At 47.7% G+C, this 19443-nt stretch carries 16 protein-coding genes; 9 read left to right on the top strand and 7 right to left on the bottom strand.

What is annotated here, in order from left to right:
• The first annotated feature begins 56 nt into the window (after positions 1 to 56).
• Positions 57 to 1043, top strand: a complete 987-nt coding sequence (locus tag KNP04_RS11110; protein WP_214876086.1) for a hypothetical protein — start codon at positions 57 to 59, stop codon at positions 1041 to 1043.
• A 40-nt stretch (positions 1044 to 1083) separates the two neighbouring features.
• Here the strand turns inward: KNP04_RS11110 and KNP04_RS11105 are convergent, their stop codons facing one another.
• The 5 genes from KNP04_RS11105 to KNP04_RS11085 form a co-directional block, all read right to left on the bottom strand.
• The gene (locus tag KNP04_RS11105) at positions 1084 to 1251 is read right to left on the bottom strand and encodes a hypothetical protein (protein ID WP_015880321.1); all 168 of its coding nucleotides are present in this window, start codon (positions 1249 to 1251) and stop codon (positions 1084 to 1086) included.
• A 1-nt stretch (position 1252) separates the two neighbouring features.
• Positions 1253 to 1456: a YwbE family protein gene (locus KNP04_RS11100; RefSeq protein WP_015880320.1), complete on the bottom strand. Its 204-nt coding sequence runs from the start codon at positions 1454 to 1456 to the stop codon at positions 1253 to 1255.
• 57 nt (positions 1457 to 1513) lie between these two features.
• Positions 1514 to 1852 (bottom strand): hypothetical protein, encoded by a 339-nt coding sequence (locus KNP04_RS11095; protein WP_214876083.1) that lies wholly within the window; start codon positions 1850 to 1852, stop codon positions 1514 to 1516.
• Positions 1853 to 1906: 54 nt separating this feature from the next.
• On the bottom strand, positions 1907 to 3562 hold the full coding sequence (locus tag KNP04_RS11090; RefSeq protein ID WP_214876417.1) for a glycoside hydrolase family 13 protein: 1656 nt from the start codon (positions 3560 to 3562) through the stop codon (positions 1907 to 1909).
• Positions 3563 to 3691: 129 nt separating this feature from the next.
• A complete protein-coding gene (locus KNP04_RS11085; RefSeq protein WP_214876080.1) occupies positions 3692 to 4453 on the bottom strand; it encodes an alpha/beta hydrolase in 762 nt (253 codons plus the stop codon).
• 375 nt (positions 4454 to 4828) lie between these two features.
• Between KNP04_RS11085 and KNP04_RS11080 the strand changes: the two genes are divergently transcribed.
• The 7 genes from KNP04_RS11080 (at position 4829) to guaC (ending at position 17174) form a co-directional block, all read left to right on the top strand.
• On the top strand, positions 4829 to 8335 hold the full coding sequence (locus KNP04_RS11080; RefSeq protein ID WP_214876077.1) for a lamin tail domain-containing protein: 3507 nt from the start codon (positions 4829 to 4831) through the stop codon (positions 8333 to 8335).
• A gap of 98 nt (positions 8336 to 8433) precedes the next feature.
• Complete coding sequence (locus tag KNP04_RS11075; protein WP_214876075.1) at positions 8434 to 9636, top strand: NAD(P)/FAD-dependent oxidoreductase; 1203 nt, start codon at positions 8434 to 8436, stop codon at positions 9634 to 9636.
• A 45-nt stretch (positions 9637 to 9681) separates the two neighbouring features.
• Positions 9682 to 10335 (top strand): hypothetical protein, encoded by a 654-nt coding sequence (locus KNP04_RS11070; protein ID WP_214876073.1) that lies wholly within the window; start codon positions 9682 to 9684, stop codon positions 10333 to 10335.
• Positions 10336 to 10468: 133 nt separating this feature from the next.
• Entirely contained in the window at positions 10469 to 12478 is a 2010-nt protein-coding gene (locus KNP04_RS11065; RefSeq protein ID WP_214876071.1) for a catalase, read from the top strand.
• Positions 12479 to 12634: 156 nt separating this feature from the next.
• Positions 12635 to 13819, top strand: a complete 1185-nt coding sequence (locus KNP04_RS11060; protein ID WP_214876068.1) for an MFS transporter — start codon at positions 12635 to 12637, stop codon at positions 13817 to 13819.
• Between the two features lie 112 nt (positions 13820 to 13931).
• The gene (locus KNP04_RS11055; RefSeq protein WP_214876063.1) at positions 13932 to 15992 is read left to right on the top strand and encodes a PAS domain S-box protein; all 2061 of its coding nucleotides are present in this window, start codon (positions 13932 to 13934) and stop codon (positions 15990 to 15992) included.
• A 198-nt stretch (positions 15993 to 16190) separates the two neighbouring features.
• Entirely contained in the window at positions 16191 to 17174 is a 984-nt protein-coding gene (gene guaC / locus KNP04_RS11050) for a GMP reductase (RefSeq protein WP_074036799.1), read from the top strand.
• Positions 17175 to 17205: 31 nt separating this feature from the next.
• Here the strand turns inward: guaC and KNP04_RS11045 are convergent, their stop codons facing one another.
• On the bottom strand, positions 17206 to 17652 hold the full coding sequence (locus KNP04_RS11045) for a MerR family transcriptional regulator (RefSeq protein ID WP_214876060.1): 447 nt from the start codon (positions 17650 to 17652) through the stop codon (positions 17206 to 17208).
• Positions 17653 to 17733: 81 nt separating this feature from the next.
• Between KNP04_RS11045 and KNP04_RS11040 the strand changes: the two genes are divergently transcribed.
• On the top strand, positions 17734 to 18483 hold the full coding sequence (locus KNP04_RS11040; RefSeq protein WP_214876059.1) for an SDR family NAD(P)-dependent oxidoreductase: 750 nt from the start codon (positions 17734 to 17736) through the stop codon (positions 18481 to 18483).
• An 82-nt stretch (positions 18484 to 18565) separates the two neighbouring features.
• Here the strand turns inward: KNP04_RS11040 and KNP04_RS11035 are convergent, their stop codons facing one another.
• Positions 18566 to 19423, bottom strand: coding sequence for an MBL fold metallo-hydrolase (locus KNP04_RS11035; RefSeq protein ID WP_214876057.1), 858 nt, complete (start codon positions 19421 to 19423; stop codon positions 18566 to 18568).
• Positions 19424 to 19443: the final 20 nt, after the last annotated feature.

Genomic DNA, 19443 nt, shown 5'->3' with positions numbered 1-19443 from the left:
AGCTGTCACCTTCTGTTCACCATGAAAAGTCATCTAGAGGAAAGAAGGAATCCATCATGAAAAGGCATCGGAAGTGGTTGTCCTGGTTCGTTGTATTGGCCTTCGTGTTGTCATTGTTGCCTATGAAAGGAAACGTAGCAGAAGCGACCGTAGGAACGGAGACACAATGGTGTGTATCTACGACCTCTGATTCAACCATCTATGCAGGACAGAACATCCCAATCGGAGTCGTCGATTTTGAATTTGTCGCAGACGGTCTAAAAATTGTCATCGATCTAAATGACGGTGTGACATTAGCTGATGTGCCTGAAAACATCAAAATTGATTTTCGATTGACAAGCGAATCACTTGAACGCGGAAGTCCCGGTGCATACGAATTTAAAACATCATCGCTTGTCGATCCGACACATCTACTAATACCTTATGCTTCATTAGCAAGTTATCTTGGTGTAGACGAAAGTGTATTAAAATCAAACGGTTTCCAATTTAACGTTTTTCTTCACCTAGATACAATCGTCAATGGAGATACAGAGACTGCTTACCCTGGTGACCCAGGTACGGGTAACCCTTGGGTACGCTATGTGACATTAACCGTTGAAGAATGTACGCCACCCCCACCAGAGTTCGATTATGGAGTCTATACAATCGGTTTCTGGAAAAACATCTTCAATTACAAGAAAGTAACGTTCGAGTACGGCTCAATCGTCTATATTCAAGGAATTGCTTATGACGTCAGCACACTTGAAGGACAACAAGCCTTAGCTGCATTGATGACAAGTTCTCCAAAATCAATGACTGAAGAAAAACGATTGATTATGCAATTAACAGCAGCGAAAATCAACGTGTTATTGAATGATCCATCTCTTCTTGGTCTCGAGCTTGTTTACAAAGACAGCGGAATATCCACTGGTTTGACAGTTGGCGAATTACTTTCCGGCGCAGAAACAGCTTTAGTTAATAAGAACGTAGACCAAATGAAGTATTACCAACAACTTCTCGATCAATTCAACAACGGTTATTTCGAAAATACGTTACACGATTAATGAATCAAAAAAAGCAGTCGCTCCTTCAAGCGACTGCTTTTTAAATACCAGTACGTTTCTTCTGGTTATTTGGTTTTTTCGTCAATTGGCTCGTCAACGGTTTTTGTTTTGTACCATGTAAACCCGTCGGAACCTTTGTCTGGTTCTGTTTCTTTTCTGCCAGCTTTTGTTTCATCGCTTCTTGAAAAGATAGTTTTTTCTCACTCATCTTACTCACCTCCAGCTTCGATCACTTTCACACGACCGACCTGTCCATCGCTCAAACGCACTTTGATTCCGTGCGGATGACGTGGCGAGTTCGTCAATATATCTTGAACGACGCCTTTCGTCAGCTTCCCGCTTCGTTGATCTTGTTTCAAAACGATTTGGACATGGAGCCCTGGGCGAATGTCAGCACGTTTCGTTCCATCCATACCCGACACCCCTTTCCATTTAGTCAATCTCTATCATATGCTCTTTTCCCTTATTTGTCACAGCCTATTCCAGATCCCGATTTGTCGCATCGGTTCCGTCATATAACTTTGATCGGTTTGCAGCGTCTTCTCCGGAAGCGGATCATGGAGCACAATACGGACTCCCCGATGTGAGAAGATGACATCAATAACCTCGTTTCCGTCTATATCGCGAAGTGTCGCTGTTCCTTGAAGAGCATGAAAAGCTTCCGAGAACGCTTCCGCAAAACTGAGATATGCTGTCACGGATGTTACAATCCAGCTTTCCTCAATTTTTAAGGTTAATCGTTCACGAGTGGCACTTTCGATCACGACGTATACAGAATCATTCCCATTCGAAAATTCAATCGTATGCATCCTCACCTCACCCCTCATTCAAAAGAGGTACCTCCCTAGGAAGGTACCCCTCTATCATAAACGATATAATCGCGCTGCAAATGGTCGTAGCATGAATGTCTCGGTATCAATCGTCTCCGGATCGATTTCATTCGTCATGACAAGCGTCGCACCCGCAATCTCCGGGATGGTTACTTCTGCCGGATTCGCGGTCAAGTTGACGACCACGAAGAATCGATTGTTCTCAAATGTACGTTCATAGACGAAAGCCTGCTTATGCTCTGGCAAGACATCACGATAACGACCGTACGTAAACGTATCTTCGGCCCGGCGAAGACGAATCATTTCCTTGTAGAACGAGAGAATCGAGTGCTGATCGTTTTGCTGTGCCTCGACGTTGAGTGTCTCATACTCTTCGTGAATCGGCATCCATGGGGTTGTCGTCGAGAAGCCGGCATGCGGTGACGCATCCCATTGAATCGGCGTTCGCACGTTATCACGGGATGTGCCCCATACTTGCTGCATCGAGTCGACTTCACTCATCCCGTTCGCAATCCGTTCGAAGTATTCATTCTTCGTCGCGACGTCATCGTAATCATGGATGGATGGAAGCGGTACGTTCTTCATCCCAATCTCTTGTCCCTGGTAAATAAACGGTGTCCCGTGCATAAAGAAGTACATCATCGCGAGCGCGGTCGCACTCTCCCGCCAATAATGATGCTCATCCCCAACGAGCGAGACCGCACGCACCATGTCATGGTTTTCAATATATAGCGCGTTCCAACCCGTTTCACGTAAACCTTGTTGCCACTTATCGAAGATTCGTTTCAACTCGACAACATCGAGTGGGGCCAGACGTGACCGCCGCATAATATCGACATGGTCAAAATGAAACGCCATATTCATTGCACCGTTTTCTGGACCCATCCAAAGATCCGCTGCTTCCGGCTCTATCCCGTTCGTTTCACCAACCGTCATAATATCGTATTTCGAGAATGTTTCCCGTTTCATCTCTTGAAGATAGTCATGAATGCCGTCGATGTTCGAGTACATCGAGAACGCCGTGACGACCGGTTTGCCGTCCGGCGATGGGAGCATCGTTTCCGTTGGCATCTTTTTAATGTGACTGATCGCATCGACACGGAATCCGTCCACCCCTTTATCGAGCCACCAGTTGATCATGTCATAGATAGCCGTCCGAACTTCACGGTTCTCCCAGTTCAGATCTGGTTGCTTCTTCGAGAAGACGTGTAAGTAATATTGATCGGTCTGTTGATCGTATTCCCAAGCAGAGCCGCCAAAGATACTCGCCCAGTTGCTCGGTGGCGCACCATCTTTTCCGTCTCGCCAAATGTACCAATCCCGTTTCGGATTATCTTTAGAGCTTTTCGACTCGAGGAACCACGGATGTTCATCCGATGTATGATTGACGACGAGGTCGAGCAACAGTTTCATGCCACGTGCATGTACGGCCTCTAATAGCGCATCGAAATCTTCCATCGTCCCGAACTCTTCCATAATGTCTTGATAGTCACTAATATCGTATCCGTTGTCATCGTTTGGCGATTTATACATCGGACAAATCCAAATCACATCAATGCCAAGGTCTTCTAAGTAATCGAGTTTTTCGATGATTCCACGTAAATCTCCGATTCCATCCCCGTTCGAATCTTTAAAACTTCGTGGATAGATTTGATAGGCAATCGCCTCTTTCCACCATACACGACTCATCTCTGTCTGTTTCGTTTGGCTGAACAACGTCTCCATACGGCACGTGCCTCCTACAATAAGGTATGATTCACATCTACCATAGCACTAGTGCAAGCGTTTGCAAATAATCAACTCATAAAAAAATGCAGTTTACACTGCATTTGAATGAAGCGTCCCAACTTGTTCACAAAAAGTAGCGATGAGCTTCGATAAGTGTTTCCAATCATTGTCCATCGTCGCGACGTGATACGAGTTCGGGAGCACCGCATATTCTTTTGTACCTTGCAATTGATCGAACAACCAAATCGAATCGGTCGGTGGCACGACGTTGTCGACTGCCGAATGGATGACATATGTCGGCACATCAACCGACCCGACGTGCGGGCGTACCTCGTCAATTAACGCCAGCAATTCCCGAATCGCCTTTGTTGGCACGCGGTCGTAGACAATCTCGTATACATCCTCTGCTAGAATGTCGGGCGCGTCTTCATCGATGAATCGACACTCGGTATCTGACGCATGACACGCATACCCAGGTACGGACAAGGCTGCATTGATTGTGACGATGGCATCTGCCTTTTCTTCCAGCGCAGCTTTGAGCGCTAGCGTCCCGCCCATTGATTGACCGACGACGATGACCGTCCGACACGATTCACGTAATCGGTCGATACCTTCAACCACACTCTTATACCAACATCGATGAGTCGAACATCGAAAATCTTCCGGGTCTGTCCCGTGTCCTTTTAAACGCGGAGCATACACCGTAAAGCCTTGTTTCATCAGTTCGATTCCGACGTCTTGCACACTCTGAGGCGTTCCATTGAATCCGTGACAAAGCAAAATACCAATTTCGTTTCCTTCATAATAAAATGCGCCTGCTCCAGGAATGACTGGATAGTTGATCGCTCTCATTACTGCCTCCTTTTTAATTCACACTTAACCGATACAATTAATTCGTATTAGAAGAGTGTAAAAGTTATCGACCCAACCGTCAAGTTCTTCATGTTTCGTTTACCTTGTCATCAAACTGTAATCATAACTTCGTATTTAGTGGATTGAGTTCTGACGTCTGCTTGGTTATGTTTAACATGTAGTTAAAAACTTGGGAAATGTGTTTGTCATTTTTGACAATACACGAATAATTTTTCAAGTGATTCGTTAAAAGGAAAGTAATGTAAGCGTTATCATTTTGTTTTTTGATAAAAAGGAGGGGTATTTATACTCAATTTATGATGGTGCACAATGGGGAAATCGAATCACACAATTACATCCAAGGGAGACTTACACATGGGGAAACCAACACAATCATTTAAGGCAGTCACTGGCCTCGCTTTATCGGCAGGACTCATCGTCAGTAGCATGACGCCGATCGCGGCAAATGTACATGCTGAGACGTTGAATGCTTCAGACCTCTTCATATCAGAGTATGTAGAAGGGTCAAGCAATAATAAAGCCATCGAGTTGTTTAACGGAACGAACGCGACAATCGACCTTTCTGCCTACAAGATTGAACTCTATTCAAACGGTGGCACGACTGCTGGAAACACATTGAATTTGACGGGAACGCTCGCACCAGGAGCTACATATGTCATCGTGAACGGTAGTGCGTCGGACGCATTGAAAGCGAAATCGAATACGACGAGCGCTGTGACGAATTTCAACGGAGATGACACGATTGTCTTGAAAAAAGGAGACACTGTTCTCGACGTCTTCGGTCAACTCGGTGTCGACCCAGGTACGAAATGGGGAACGACCGTCGCGACTGCCGACCAGTCACTCATCCGAAAAGATACGGTCACGCGTGGCGACAGTGACGGAAGCGATGCTTTCGATCCTGCCGTCGAATGGACATCGACACCACAAGACTCATTCGATAACCTCGGGGTGCATACGTTCCAAGGCGTCGAGTACGGCGATGGCGGTACGACAGAACCACCTGCACCGGTCACACCGATTTCAATCGCAGACGCACGGACAAAAGCAGAAAATGAGACGGTCACTGTAAAAGGAGTCGTCACTGGAAAACTCGCGAACACGATCTCGATTCAAGATGCGACAGGTGGTCTTTCCATCCGTCCGACGTCCCTTGCGGTCAACGTTGGAGATGAAGTCGTCGTCACAGGCGTCGTCGGTTCGTATCGTGAACTCCTTCAATTGAACAGCGCGGTCGTCGTCTCGAAACAAGCAGCGACGCTTCCTACTGCACAAGTAGTAACGGGAGAACAAGTCAATGAAGACGTCGAATCAGAACTCGTAACCGTCAACAATGTCACGCTCACAGGGAGCGGTCAAAACTTGACGGCAACGGACGGAACGAAAGAGTTCATCGTCCGTGACGAGCGGGGCATCCTCGATTTGCAGACGGACGTGAACTATTCATCTATCACAGGAATCGTTCAACAGTTTGACGATGCTTATCAAATCATCCCGCGTGACCCATCGGACACGGTCATCGATACGTCAGTCCTTCGCCCGGCCGTCGCAAAACCAGGTGCCGGCACGTTTGTCGGACCGCAAGACGTCACGCTCTCAACGTCGACGGCAGACGCCGAAATTTTCTATACACTCGATGAATCTGATCCGAAAGAGAACGGGAATCGTTACGAAGGTTCGATTCGAATCGAAAACTCGACGACGCTGAAGACGGTCGTCAAAACAGGCGACACGTTCAGTGCGGTCTCGACGTTCTCATATAAGATCACAGATAAGATTCGCATTCACGACATCCAAGGAGCAAACCATACGGCTCCGATGAACGGACAGACGGTTGAGGGCGTCGAAGGAATCGTCACGTCTACGTTCGTCTCGAGCGGGACGACGTATTACTTCATCCAGACACCGGATGCTGAAGCCGACAACGATGCACGCACATCTGAAGGGATCGTCCTTTACGGCGGACGTTCAATCGTTGGTATTCAAGTCGGTGACCTCGTCAAGGTGAACGGGAAAGTGAGCGAATACGCGATTGAAGGATATAGCGATCGCCAACAGACGGACATGAAGATGACGCAAATCGATACACGTAACGGAAAAGTCGAAGTCGTCGCGAGCGGTGTGACACTCCCGACTCCGATTACAATCGATGCTTCAAATCTACCGACAGAGTTTATCGATAGTGATAACCTCGCCGTCTTCAACCCGGAGAAGGACGCGATTGACTTCTGGGAAAGCCTCGAAGGCATGCGCGTTCAAACGAACAACTTGAAATCGGTCGGACCACAAGAGTACGGTGACCTCGTGACCGTGCTCGAAGATACACCAACGGAGACTTACAATGGTGGTGTCTTATTGAAAAAGAACGACGCAAACCCGGAACGCATTCAATTCCGTCTCGAACCGAACGCAGAAGCGCGTGACTTCGATGTGGCGACAGGCGACCGTTTCAACGGGCCAATTGTCGGTGTCGTCGGTTACTCATTCGGAAACTACAAGATTCAAGCGTCACTCGAAGACATGAAAGCTGCCTTCGTCAAAGGGGATGCGCAGCGTGAGAAGACGTTCATCGAAGCAGAAGAAGATCAATTGACGATTGCGTCTTACAACTTAGAAAACTTCTCGAACAACATTAAAGAAACATCAGATGAGAAGGCGCTCAAATTGGCAAAAGCATTCGTCAATGAATTGAACAGCCCTGACATCATCGGCGTAACAGAAGTACAGGATAACGATGGACAAGACAAAGGTGCGGGTTCTGCCGCTGATCAAAGCTATCAACGCTTGATCGACAACATCGTCGCTGTCGGCGGGAAAACGTATAAGTACGTCAACATCGACCCTGAGAACAACCAAGACGGTGGTGCACCGGATGCCAACATCCGTGTCGGTTTCTTGTATGACCCTGCGCGTGTATCGTTGACGGATGGAATGCCTGCTGGTGACGCGACGACGGCAGTCGGATACGTTGACGGGAAGTTGACGCACAACCCGGGACGCATCGACCCGACGAACGAAGCGTTCAATCGCTCACGTAAACCGTTGGCAGCTCAATTTGATTTCCAAGGTGAGAACGTGATTGTCATCGCGAACCACTGGAACTCAAAAGGCGGCGACACTGGATTCTTCGGTTCACAACAGCCGGTCGTACTCGGAAGTGAAGTACAACGTAAGAAGATTGCACAAGTCGTCCACAACTTCGTGGCGGACGTGAAGACGAAAAACCCGGAAGCGAACGTTGTCGCACTCGGAGACTTTAACGATTTCGAATTCTCGGATGCGCTTCAGATCTTTAAAGGTGACTTGATGACGAACATGGTCGAGAAAGTCCCTGCTGTTGACCGCTACTCATATGTCTATCAAGGAAACTCACAAGTACTCGACCACATCCTCGTGTCGAACCGCTTGGCCGCTTCTACGAAGATTGACATGATTCACGTCAATGCGGACTTCACCGAGATGTCAGGTCGCGCGAGTGACCATGATCCGGTTCTCGCACAAATCGACTTCACTCCAGAACCTGAAGTGGAATTGACGCGTTACACGGTAGAAAATCATCCAGCCGCTCGCCTCGTCCTTCAAGAGGACTTTATCGGTGTGACGATTGGAAAAGGAACAAACTTTAAAAACGGAATCTTTGTCCGTGGCGCGTACACGGAATTGACGGGTGATGCGTTGAAAAATGTCGTCGTTCAAGTGAAACCGAAAGAAGCCGGTGCCATCATCGACTTCAAAGGCGCAACAGTGAAAGAAGTGATCGTTGACGGAAAAAACCTTGCCGAGATTCGCGGGGCGAAAAATGTCCAGCGCATCACGTATGCGAAAGGTGCTTCCCCTTCATCGATCATCATCAAGAAATAACATGTTGAAACGCAGACACATCGTCTGCGTTTTTTTGGTTTCAGCTCCCTTAAAGCGGGGATAAAAAGGAAGATGCTGAATCATGGAGGATGAAACCGATGGAATTGTATAACGGAGATTTATATTGGCCAACGACCGAATCAGATGACGTGGTGTTGCAACAACCTGAGAAAAAAGAGCAGTATGACGTGCTCGTCATCGGAGCCGGAATGTCTGGAACGCTGACAGCTTACACGTTGCAACAGGATGGTGTGGATTTCGCGGTGCTCGACGGACGAAAAGTCGGAACAGGCAGCACGTCAGCCAACACCGGTCTTATTCAATATTCAAATGACATTATGTTACATGAACTCGCCGAAAAAATCGGAGAAGACGCGGCAGTACGCTTCTATCGTCTCTGTCTCGATGCCGTCGAATCACTTGATCAAGTAGCGGAAGATGTCGGGGCAGCCGATATTTATATTCGACGGGATAGCCTCTGCTTTGCGAGTGAAGATGCTGATGTTGCCAAATTGAAACTTGAGTATGAGATGCTTTCGAAGCATGGTTTTGAAGTGGAATGGCTCGATCGCGATGCATTGCGTGAACGTTTCCCATTCGACAAACCGGCGGCCTTGATCACAAAAGGTGATGCCGAAGTCAATCCGCTCACGCTCAGTCGTCAAATCATTCGTCACTTATCGAAACAAAACGTCCCGATTTTTGAAGAAACATCGGTAGATGAAGTCGTTTCAGACGGCGAAGGATGGATTGTCCTCACTTCAAACGGTACATTCAAAGCAAACAAAGTCATTTTTGCGACAGGTTACGGTCCTGCTCCCCTACTTGATTCTCATCGGATCGATTTGAACCGTTCATACGCCATCGCAACGAATCCGATTGCAGAGTTCAGCGAATGGGAAGGACGCGCACTCATTTGGGAGACGAAACGACCATACCTATATTTACGTACGACTCCGGACGGTCGGATTATCGCTGGTGGTCTCGACGAAGACAAGGCAGAGACGCCTCACGATGAGGCACTCATGAACGACCGGGCTGAACGAGTGAAGGAGAAAATTGCAGAACTCTTCCCGATGTATGACCTTGAAGTCGATTATGCCTGGGTCGCCTTGTTTGGAGAATCGGTGGACCAACTCCCGTTCATTGGAGAGCACCCAAATCGACCGAATTTGTTTTACTTGCTCGGATATGGGGGAAATGGGACGGTGTACAGTATGCTCGGCTCTCACATCCTGAGTGCCCTCGTTCGTGGTCAGAATCATCCAGACGCTGATCTCGTTCGTCTAGACCGAACATAACCCCTATTCTTGGGGGTTGTTACATATTGAAGGAGTGTTTTTGGATTGAAGAAAAAAAGAAAAGCAAGATGGGTATACGCGTTTCGCCGACTGCTCGTGTTTCTCGTTCCACTTGGCTGTGCCATCTGGTTTTGGCCAAACGAGTCGACGCCCACTACGCAATTAAAGTCGGAACAAGTCTCTATTTCCGAGGAAATATACACAATTGAAAAGCGTTCACCCGTTGTAGAAGACGATGTCACTCGATATGAATATGATGTCGTCGTGCATGGTGAACCAAGTACGGATGAACTTCAATCCATTAGCTATGACGTCGTCGAGGACGTGCAACAGTCCGACCAATTCCAAGCCGCCTTGTTACGATTTTATGATGACGCCGCCTATATCGGGACAGAACCACCACTCGGTGAAGCCGTATTCGCTCCTGAAGGCGACTATGCACTTGCGGACTGGGTCGACCCTGGTCAAACGGACGAAATGACGTTCGGCTGGCAGCTTCGCGAGAAAGAGTGGTCGACGAAACTGGCGGAAAAAGAGATTCAAATCTGGGCGTTATGGCAGGAACAATATACGAAACAGGATCCAGACGACCCAGACGTGAAATCAAAAGTGACGCGAATCGTCTCCAATGAATATGATCTTGACCCAAAAATGGTGCAACAAATCGTCTTGAAACAGCATGTATGGGCTGCACTATAAGTCGATTGCCCGTTTGTGTGAAATCTCTCTTTTTTTGAAAAAGAGGGATTTTTTTATTTTGGTTAGGGAACACCGATACAGTAGGTCAAAACGTGACTTACAACGGTCAGTCATACTTAAGGGAGGCAATCACATGGGGAACAAGAAAGAAGAACAGTTAAAACAACATACGATTGATAACGAACAACAAGCAGGCTTGACGACGAACCAAGGATTGAAGATGGCGGAAGATGAATTTTCACTGAAGGCGGGGCGTCGCGGTCCGACCTTGATTGAAGACTTTCATTTTCGGGAGAAGATGACCCACTTTGACCACGAGCGGATTCCAGAACGGATCGTCCACGCTCGCGGCGTTGGTGCACACGGAGAGTTTCACGTATATGAACCACTCGCCGATATCACAAAGGCTGATTTCTTGAACGACCCTTCAAAGACGACACCGGTATTCGTCCGTTTCTCGACCGTCCAAGGCTCACGTGGGTCCGCGGATACGGTCCGTGATGTACGCGGTTTTGCAACGAAGTTTTATACAGACGAAGGGAACTACGACCTAGTCGGAAACAACATCCCTGTCTTCTTTATTCAGGATGCCATCAAATTCCCAGACCTTGTTCACGCCGTAAAACCTGAACCGCATACGGAAGTGCCGCAAGGGGGAAGCGCGCACGATACATTCTGGGACTTCGTCGGACAAAACCACGAGACCGCTCATATGGTCATGTGGGCGATGAGTGATCGGGGGATTCCACGTAGTCTACGCATGATGGAAGGTTTCGGGGTCCATACGTTCCGTCTCGTGAATGCGGAAGGAAAGGCACATTTCGTCAAGTTCCATTGGAAACCGAAGCTCGGCGTCCATTCACAAGTATGGGACGAAGCTCAAAAAGCAGTCGGGAAAAATGCGGACTTCCACCGTGTCGATTTGTATGAGGCCATCAACAAAGGCGATTATCCGGAATGGGAGCTCGGACTCCAGCTCATCCCTGAAGAAGATGAGTTCAACTATGACTTCGACATTTTGGATCCGACTAAACTGTGGCCAGAGGAAGAAATCCCTGTGAAACTCGTCGGGAAGATGACACTCAACCGAAACGTCGATAACTTCTTCGCCGAAACCGAACAAGTCGCCTTCCATCCGGGACACCTCGTTCCAGGAATCGATTTTTCGAACGACCCGCTCTTACAAGGGCGCTTATTCTCTTATACAGATACACAACTCTCGCGTCTCGGTGGACCAAACTTCCACCAAATTCCGATCAATAAGCCGGTTTGTCCGTTCCACAACAATCAGCGTGACGGCATGCATCAAATGGCTGTTCACAAAGGACAGACGAGCTATCATAAAAATGCGCTCAATAACAACCAACCCGAGCCCGTACCAGCTGACCAAGGCGGATTTGAGCATTATCAAGAGAAAGTCGATGGACATAAGATTCGAGGACGCAGCGACAGCTTCCTAGACTTCTATTCACAGGCGAAACTCTTCTATAACAGCATGACCGATGTCGAAAAGCAGCACATTCAAGACGCCTGCAGTTTCGAGCTCGGGAAATGTGAGTCGGATATGGTGAAAGAGAACGCCGTCGATTTATTAAACCGGATTGACCGCCATCTCGCAGAGGTCGTCGCGGATAATTTAGGTGTGCAAGTACCTGAAGAAAACAATGAAGTCCAGTCAGACAAGACGTCCCCTGCCCTCTCGATGGCGAACACGATCAAAAAACCAGATACGAAGAGCGTCGCCCTTCTCCTCGCCGGTGACGTGGATGCGAATCAAGTGAAGCAATGGGTGAAGCAACTCGCCGACCACAACGTCAACTATAGTCTCGTCGGTAAGAAAGCCTATATGCTCGGTGATTTGAAAGTAAAAGAGACGTATGACACGGTCGACTCGAGCCTCTTCGACGCCGCCTTCTTGGTGAGTGCCGCAACCTCGGTCGAAGATGACGTCCTCGAGTTCATCGAGAACACGTATAAGCACTATAAACCGCTCGCCCTGCACGTGCATCATAAAGAAGCGCTCGCAACATGTCGCGTGAAGACAGACCAGCCTGGGGTCTTCACGTTTGATACGCATAACCTCGATGGGTTCGATACGTTCATCGACGGAATCGCAACCGCCCGCTTCTGGGACCGCGCTTAACGATACCACTCGACTCGATTCACGAGTCGAGTTTTTTTATTTGCTCCATGAACTCGTGGAATGCATCATCTCAGACAATCCTGTTTTGATTTGGTATACTCTTTTAGTTATGTTTATTAACTATTCGAATTTGAAGAAAAGGAGGCGTCGTTTTCGATGCAACAACCTATCCAAAAACTGTGGACGAGAGACTTTTTGATTATCTCGCTCATCAACTTCTTCCTGACGCTCATCTTTTTCTTATTGATGGTCACCATCGGGGTACATGCCGTCGAGTCGTACGGGGCGACGACGAGTCAAGCAGGGCTCGTCACCGGCATCTTTATCATCGGGACGTTGACCGGACGATTGTTCATCGGTCGACTCATCGATTCGATTGGCCGGAAAAAGACGCTTTATATCGGGCTCGTCTTTTTCACCGCCACCATCTTGTTGTACTTCGTCCATTGGGGCGTCGGGTTCTTATTGCTCACTCGTTTCGTACACGGTCTCGGGATGGGATTATCGAGTACCGCAACCGGAACAATCGTGGCACAGGTCATTCCCGCGACACGAAAAGGCGAAGGGATTGGCTACTACAGTATGAGCTCTACCTTGGCGACAGCCATCGGGCCATTCGTTGGGTTGCTCCTTAGCCAATATACGAGCTTCACCGTCATTTTCGGACTTTGTTTCGTGATCGGACTGATCAGTTTGGCGAGTACGTTTTTCGTGAACGTACCAGAAGTAGACGCACCTGAAGTCGTTCGTGGTTTCTCATTGAAATCATTCGTTGAACCGAAGGCGTTACCGATTGCACTCATCATCGGGACGGCCGCGCTCAGCTACTCGAGCGTCTTGTCCTATATTAACTTTTACGCAAGTGAACTCGATTTGATTGAAGCGGCGAGTATCTTCTTCCTCGTCTACTCCGTCGCCGTCCTGTTGTCTCGTCCGATCACAGGGAAGTTGATGGACGCGCGTGGGGCGAATGTCGTCATGTATCCAGCAATCGCAATCTTCGCCGTCGGTCTTCTCGTGCTCAGTCAAGCGAATAGCGGCTGGATGCTGTTGCTCGCAGGTGCTCTGATCGGACTCGGGTTTGGGAATATCCAGTCGGGTACACAAGCGATTGCCGTCAAAGCATCCCCACCCCACCGGATGGGTATGGCTACTTCGACGTTCTTCATCGCACTCGATGCAGGTCTCGGGTTTGGTCCGTATTTCATCGGTCTACTCATTCCGTTGACTGGATTTTCGACGTTGTACTTGATGCTTTCCGGTGTCGTTCTCTTTACCATTTTCTTGTATTACCTCATGAACGGCCGAAGCGAACAGAAACAACTAAAAGAAGCTGCCTGACAGGATGTTCTTACATCCTGTCTTTTTTTGAAAGTTCACACATTTTATCGAAGGATACGTTAAGATAAAAATGACGTGTAAAAAATAGAATGTACGAAATGAGGGAGACGAGATGAAAGCTGACCAAACACTTCAATACAACGCATCGATTTTATTACGGACGTTCGATAAAATTTCAGACTATGTGTTCTTTATGGAAGTCGATGGTTCAGCTTATCGATACGTCTTCGTGAATGAACCCGCAAAACGCGCGATCAACTGGTCGGACGCAGATGTCGGAAAACAGATTGACGAACTCGTCCCCGCTGAAACGGCCGCGCTCATCACAACATATTACGATGAAGCGATTCGAACGAAAAAAAGTGTCGTCTATGAAGACTATCGTCTTGCTGACTCGTTCTACACCGATACGGTAGAAGCAAATGATGTATTGACGCTTCCCCTTCATTACTTCGAGTCAGAGGTGACTCCTATTTTTAATGACGAGGGACAATGTACACACATCGTCTCGGTCGTCCGCGAAGTGACGGAACGAAAGCGTCGCGAACTGGAATTATCCATTTTGAAAGATCATCATGAGTCATTAAGACGTTACTCGCCCCATGGCATTTTTGTACTTGATCATCATCTGAATATCAAATCGGTCAACCCGGCCGTCACAAGCATCACCGGATATGCTGAGCAGGAGATGCTTCATCAACCGTTCCTTCACTGGCTTCCCAAGGACGAACGCTCTCGTGTACGGAAAGGACTGCAGTTCACCCTGTCCGGTATTCCTCATAAATATTCAGTTTACGCCACTCATGAGTCTGGTGAACGGCTCGATTTGTCCGTATTGAACATCCCGATTGAAGTCGGTGGTAACATCACCGGATTGTTTGCCATCATCATCGATTTGACGCCTGAGAAGAACGCTGAACGGGCTACAATCGAAAGTGAGCGTCGCTATCGCCAACTGATCGAGACGATTCCGGAAGGCATCATCGTCCACCAAGAGGGGAAGATTTTATATGCGAACGCAATGGCGCTCGAAACGATTGGCGAGACTTATCTCGAAAGTGAGTCCATCTTCTCTTTTATTGCAGAAGAATATCACCAATCCACTCGAACACGTCTCGCTTCCCTTGAACTAGGTGGACCTGTTCAAGATACGGAGATGGTGGTTTTAACGTCGAACGGAGACCGTCTCCATATGGACATCAGCAGTCTCCTCATCGACTATGAAGGGCAGACGGCCGTATTGACGATTTTACGTGACGTTACGGAAAAGCGTGAAATGGAACAGGCCTTGAGACAAAGCGAGTTACAATACAGACTGATCACAGAAAACATGAGTGATCTCGTTTGCATATTAGAACGGGACGGAACGGTTCGTTACGCCTCCCCTTCTCATCGTACGGTTCTCGGCTTTGCGGCTGGATCCTATGAAGGGAAGAATACGCTCGACTATATCCATCCAGATGACATTCAAATCGTCCGTTCACAATTGAAGGACTTGAAAGAGCAAGACGTCTCGCTGACTCTTGAATTCCGACATTTTCACGCGGACCAACGTTGGATCTGGCTCGAGACAAAAATTCAAGCCATCTATGACGAATCAGGACATCTTCTGCACTACTTGACGGTCAGCCGAGAAATCATGCAGCGAAAAGCACTTGAGAAACGCTTAAAGCACTTGGCATATCACGACACGCTGACTGATTTGCCGAACCGACGCTACTTCCTCGCCTATCTTGAAGAAGCCATCGAAGAGACGAGATATGAGAAAGAGCAATTAGGCGTTCTCGCGCTCGATGTCGACCGTTTCAAACAAATCAACGACACGTTCGGCCATGATGTCGGGGATGAGCTCTTGCGTCAATTGGCACGCCGATTGACGTCGGTACTCCGAAAACAAGATATGGTGGCAAGACTGGGTGGAGATGAATTCGCCGTCCTCATCCGATTCACCGATCCTTCTTCTCTTCATCGTGTCGCCGAAAAGATTATCCAAGCATTACAACGCCCTTGGGAAATCGATCATCATACGTTCATCACGACTTCGAGCGTCGGTGGTGCTCGTTATACAAAAGGATTGTCGACTAAACAGCTTCTGAAACGCGCCGACCTCGCTTTATATGAGGCGAAAGCAGACGGTCGAAACCAATACGTACTCGCAAAGGACCACGAATAGTGGTCCTTTTTTCACGTGAAACATCTAATCATCCCTTAAAACCGAACATTAAATACTTAAAAATTAAAATATATTCATTTTTAGACCATTTTCATGAAGTTTATCTTTGACTTTGAGAGCTGTTCACGTTATATTACCGAATGGGCGAAGTTTTTTTATGGTTCAAGATGTTAATGTTCGTGAATAGGGGTGCAACTTATGGATAAAGTATTTGATTATGAAGATATTCAATTAATTCCTGCAAAATGTATTGTCGACAGTCGTTCGGAATGTGACCCGACCGTCGAGCTCGGGGGCTTCACGTTCCGTTTACCGGTCGTCCCGGCGAATATGCAAACGATTATTGATGAGAAAGTGGCGCTCATGTTGGCCGAGAACGGTTATTTTTACATCATGCATCGCTTCAATCCTGAGACGCGTCTCGCGTTTATTCAAGACATGCATGAGAAAGGTCTCTATGCCTCAATCAGCGTCGGGGTGAAAGAAGAGGAGTATGCATTTATCGAGATGCTACAGTCGACCGGTCATACACCAGAATTCATTACGATCGATATCGCACATGGACACTCGAACGCGGTCATCCGAATGATTCAACATATCAAGCACCACCTTCCTGGTTCATTCGTCATCGCGGGGAACGTCGGGACACCAGAGGCCGTTCGTGAATTGGAGCATGCCGGTGCGGATGCAACGAAAGTCGGAATCGGACCAGGAAAAGTATGTATCACGAAAATCAAAACGGGATTCGGCACGGGCGGCTGGCAATTGGCAGCACTACGCTGGTGTGCCAAGGCGGCGACGAAGCCAATCATTGCGGATGGGGGAATCCGTACACATGGGGACATCGCCAAATCGATTCGTTTTGGCGCTTCGATGGTCATGATCGGTTCATTGTTCGCTGGCCATGACGAATCTCCAGGGGAAACGTTTGAGCAAGACGGAAAGCAACTGAAAGAGTATTTCGGCTCAGCATCCGAGTTCCAAAAGGGTGAGCGGAAAAACGTCGAGGGGAAAAAGATGTTTGTCGAACACAAAGGGGCATTGCAAGATACATTGACCGAGATGGAGCAAGACCTCCAGTCGGCGATTTCTTACGCGGGTGGCGACAGTCTCGAGGCATTGCGCACCGTAGACTATGTCATGGTGAAAAACTCAATCTTCAATGGGGATAAAGTATATTAAGAATGGCAATCGTAAAACCTGAGTTTGGTGTTCAACCAAACTCAGGTTTTTTTTCGCTACTGGATGTGCTGTTGGTTATTGCATGGATCGAAGACGCTTCAAGACTGTCCTGATTGGGAATCGTAGGATAAAGGCGGCGATACGTGTCGATTTTTTCTGAAATCATCCGCTCTGTTTCCTGGAGAGCCTCTAATTGCGCCACCACATTCGCATGATGCGCTTCAAGCAAGGCAAGGCGCTCCTGTGTCGTATCTTGTTCTTCCTGAGCAAGAAACAATGAAACGTACGATCGAATTTGATCAATCGGCATATGCGTCTCACGCAATCGAAGTACGAACCGAAACCATGTCACATCCTGGTCATTGTATCGCCGGTGACCATTTTTTCGTTTCGGAAACAGAAGTCCTTCTTTTTCGTAATAGCGAATGGTATGGGCACTCGTCGCGGTCAATCGACTGAATTCAGAAATTGTATACATGTAACTCACCTTTCTGCTTGACTTAGAGTTCACTCTAAGAATTAGACTTTCACTATACCAAATTGCAAAGGAGCATGCTACATGAAATACACCGTAATTACAGGAGCTAGTTCAGGAATTGGATATGAGACTGCCAAATTACTCGCAGAAAAAGGAAAATCACTCGTTCTTGTCGCCCGCCGGACATCAGAACTTGAAAAACTTCGAGATGAGGTCAAACATCTTTCTCCAGAGAGCGATGTCATCCTCAAATCGGTCGATCTCACCGACAACCAAAATGTCCACGATTTATACTCAGACCTGAAGGATCTTGAAATCGAAACGTGGATTAACAATGCAGGGTTTGGTGATTTTGACCTTGTCCAAGACATCGACCTCGGAAAAATTGAAAAGATGCTTCGCTTAAACATCGAAGCGTTGACACTCCTATCTAGTTTATTTGTCCGCGATTATCATGATGTCGAAGGAACGACACTCGTCAATATCTCGTCTGGTGGTGGATACCGCATCGTTCCAACCGCCGTCACATACTGTGCAACTAAGTTTTATGTCAGTGCGTACACGGAAGGTCTTGCACAGGAACTGCAAAACAGTGGCGCGAAACTACGCGCAAAAGTTCTCGCACCGGCTGCGACAGAGACGGAATTCGCTGATCGTTCCCGTGGCGAATCTGGATTCGACTACAGTAAAAACGTCAAGAAATACCATACGGCTGCTGAAATGGCAGGCTTCTTACATCAGTTGATTGAAAGTGACGAAATCGTCGGCATCGTCGATGGAGAGACGTATGAATTCAAGTTACGTGGCCCATTGTTCAATTATGCAGGATGAAATGAGTAAAAACGAGTCAACACAAAGTCCCTCTTTTCAATTTGAGAAGAGGGACTTTGTGTATAGCTAAAATTGAGTTGCTTCATGTCTCCTTTGTCCCATTCACAAAAAACGAAATCAATTCCTCCTCTTCCTCGTTGATCTCACGATTGACGAGTGAAGCGTATAATTGAGTGATATTATCACCATTTCCCGGGAAATCACGTGAAATGGTGGCGATTCTTCTCAATGCAAGGCAATCTTCTGCGAACGCTTCACGACTTACCATCTCACCGTGTGACCAGACGATCTGTTGTGCATCAAATGTCTCTAGTACATGTAATAACCGAAGTGTCTCTTCTGGTGTCATTCGCCATGTCGGGGCATACAAATTTGCATACAGCGCGTCTCCTAAAAATAAGATGCGTTCTTCCACGAGATAGATAACGACCGAATCTTTCGCATGGTCGCCACCGACATGCCTCAATATGACATGGATCCCACCAAGATCGAGCGTCAACGACTCCTGAAACGTCAATGTTGGCAGAACGATTTGAATGTCTCGCGAATCACCATACTCTTCGCGGATTGCCTGGGCACAAAATTCGATTTCAATCCCTTCAGCGACTCGTTGATTCAATGATGCATCATCCCAAGCGTAAGGGACGAGTTTTTCCATCTCGTGTTTCGTCGCCTCGCTTGCGATCGAGACCACTCCTTCTAAGGCAGGAAGACCGAAGATGTGATCCCAGTGCCAATGTGTCAATGCGACCATCGAAGGCGTACGGAGGCCACGCTCTTGAAGCTGTCCTAAAAAGGTTAAGACATGCGCCACGGAGTTGCCCGCGTCAATGAGTAACGTATGGGTGTCACCAATAACGGCACCAAGAATCGGACGGTCCGTATGCGCAACCGGCGTCATATACCAAAAACGTTCCGAATGTTTGATCAAGGTTTGCATGAACGACTCGACTCCTCTTC

Origin of the sequence: Exiguobacterium sp. CH10 (assembly GCF_018617635.1) — a bacterium.
GTDB classification, from domain to species: domain Bacteria; phylum Bacillota; class Bacilli; order Exiguobacteriales; family Exiguobacteriaceae; genus Exiguobacterium; species Exiguobacterium aestuarii_A.
The sequence above is the reverse complement of the archived record's forward strand: the minus strand, read 5'-3'. Positions and strand labels throughout refer to the sequence as shown.

Coding starts and splice junctions, on each gene's coding strand:
- KNP04_RS11035 (WP_214876057.1), bottom strand. CDS start 19,423: ATGCAAACCTTGATCAAACATTCGGAACGTTTTTGGTATATGACGCCG.
- guaC (WP_074036799.1), top strand. CDS start 16,191: ATGGATAAAGTATTTGATTATGAAGATATTCAATTAATTCCTGCAAAA.
- KNP04_RS11105 (WP_015880321.1), bottom strand. CDS start 1,251: ATGAGTGAGAAAAAACTATCTTTTCAAGAAGCGATGAAACAAAAGCTG.
- KNP04_RS11095 (WP_214876083.1), bottom strand. CDS start 1,852: ATGCATACGATTGAATTTTCGAATGGGAATGATTCTGTATACGTCGTG.
- KNP04_RS11090 (WP_214876417.1), bottom strand. CDS start 3,562: ATGAGTCGTGTATGGTGGAAAGAGGCGATTGCCTATCAAATCTATCCA.
- KNP04_RS11110 (WP_214876086.1), top strand. CDS start 57: ATGAAAAGGCATCGGAAGTGGTTGTCCTGGTTCGTTGTATTGGCCTTC.
- KNP04_RS11085 (WP_214876080.1), bottom strand. CDS start 4,453: ATGAGAGCGATCAACTATCCAGTCATTCCTGGAGCAGGCGCATTTTAT.
- KNP04_RS11040 (WP_214876059.1), top strand. CDS start 17,734: ATGAAATACACCGTAATTACAGGAGCTAGTTCAGGAATTGGATATGAG.
- KNP04_RS11065 (WP_214876071.1), top strand. CDS start 10,469: ATGGGGAACAAGAAAGAAGAACAGTTAAAACAACATACGATTGATAAC.
- KNP04_RS11075 (WP_214876075.1), top strand. CDS start 8,434: ATGGAATTGTATAACGGAGATTTATATTGGCCAACGACCGAATCAGAT.
- KNP04_RS11060 (WP_214876068.1), top strand. CDS start 12,635: ATGCAACAACCTATCCAAAAACTGTGGACGAGAGACTTTTTGATTATC.
- KNP04_RS11080 (WP_214876077.1), top strand. CDS start 4,829: ATGGGGAAACCAACACAATCATTTAAGGCAGTCACTGGCCTCGCTTTA.
- KNP04_RS11045 (WP_214876060.1), bottom strand. CDS start 17,652: ATGTATACAATTTCTGAATTCAGTCGATTGACCGCGACGAGTGCCCAT.
- KNP04_RS11100 (WP_015880320.1), bottom strand. CDS start 1,456: ATGGATGGAACGAAACGTGCTGACATTCGCCCAGGGCTCCATGTCCAA.
- KNP04_RS11055 (WP_214876063.1), top strand. CDS start 13,932: ATGAAAGCTGACCAAACACTTCAATACAACGCATCGATTTTATTACGG.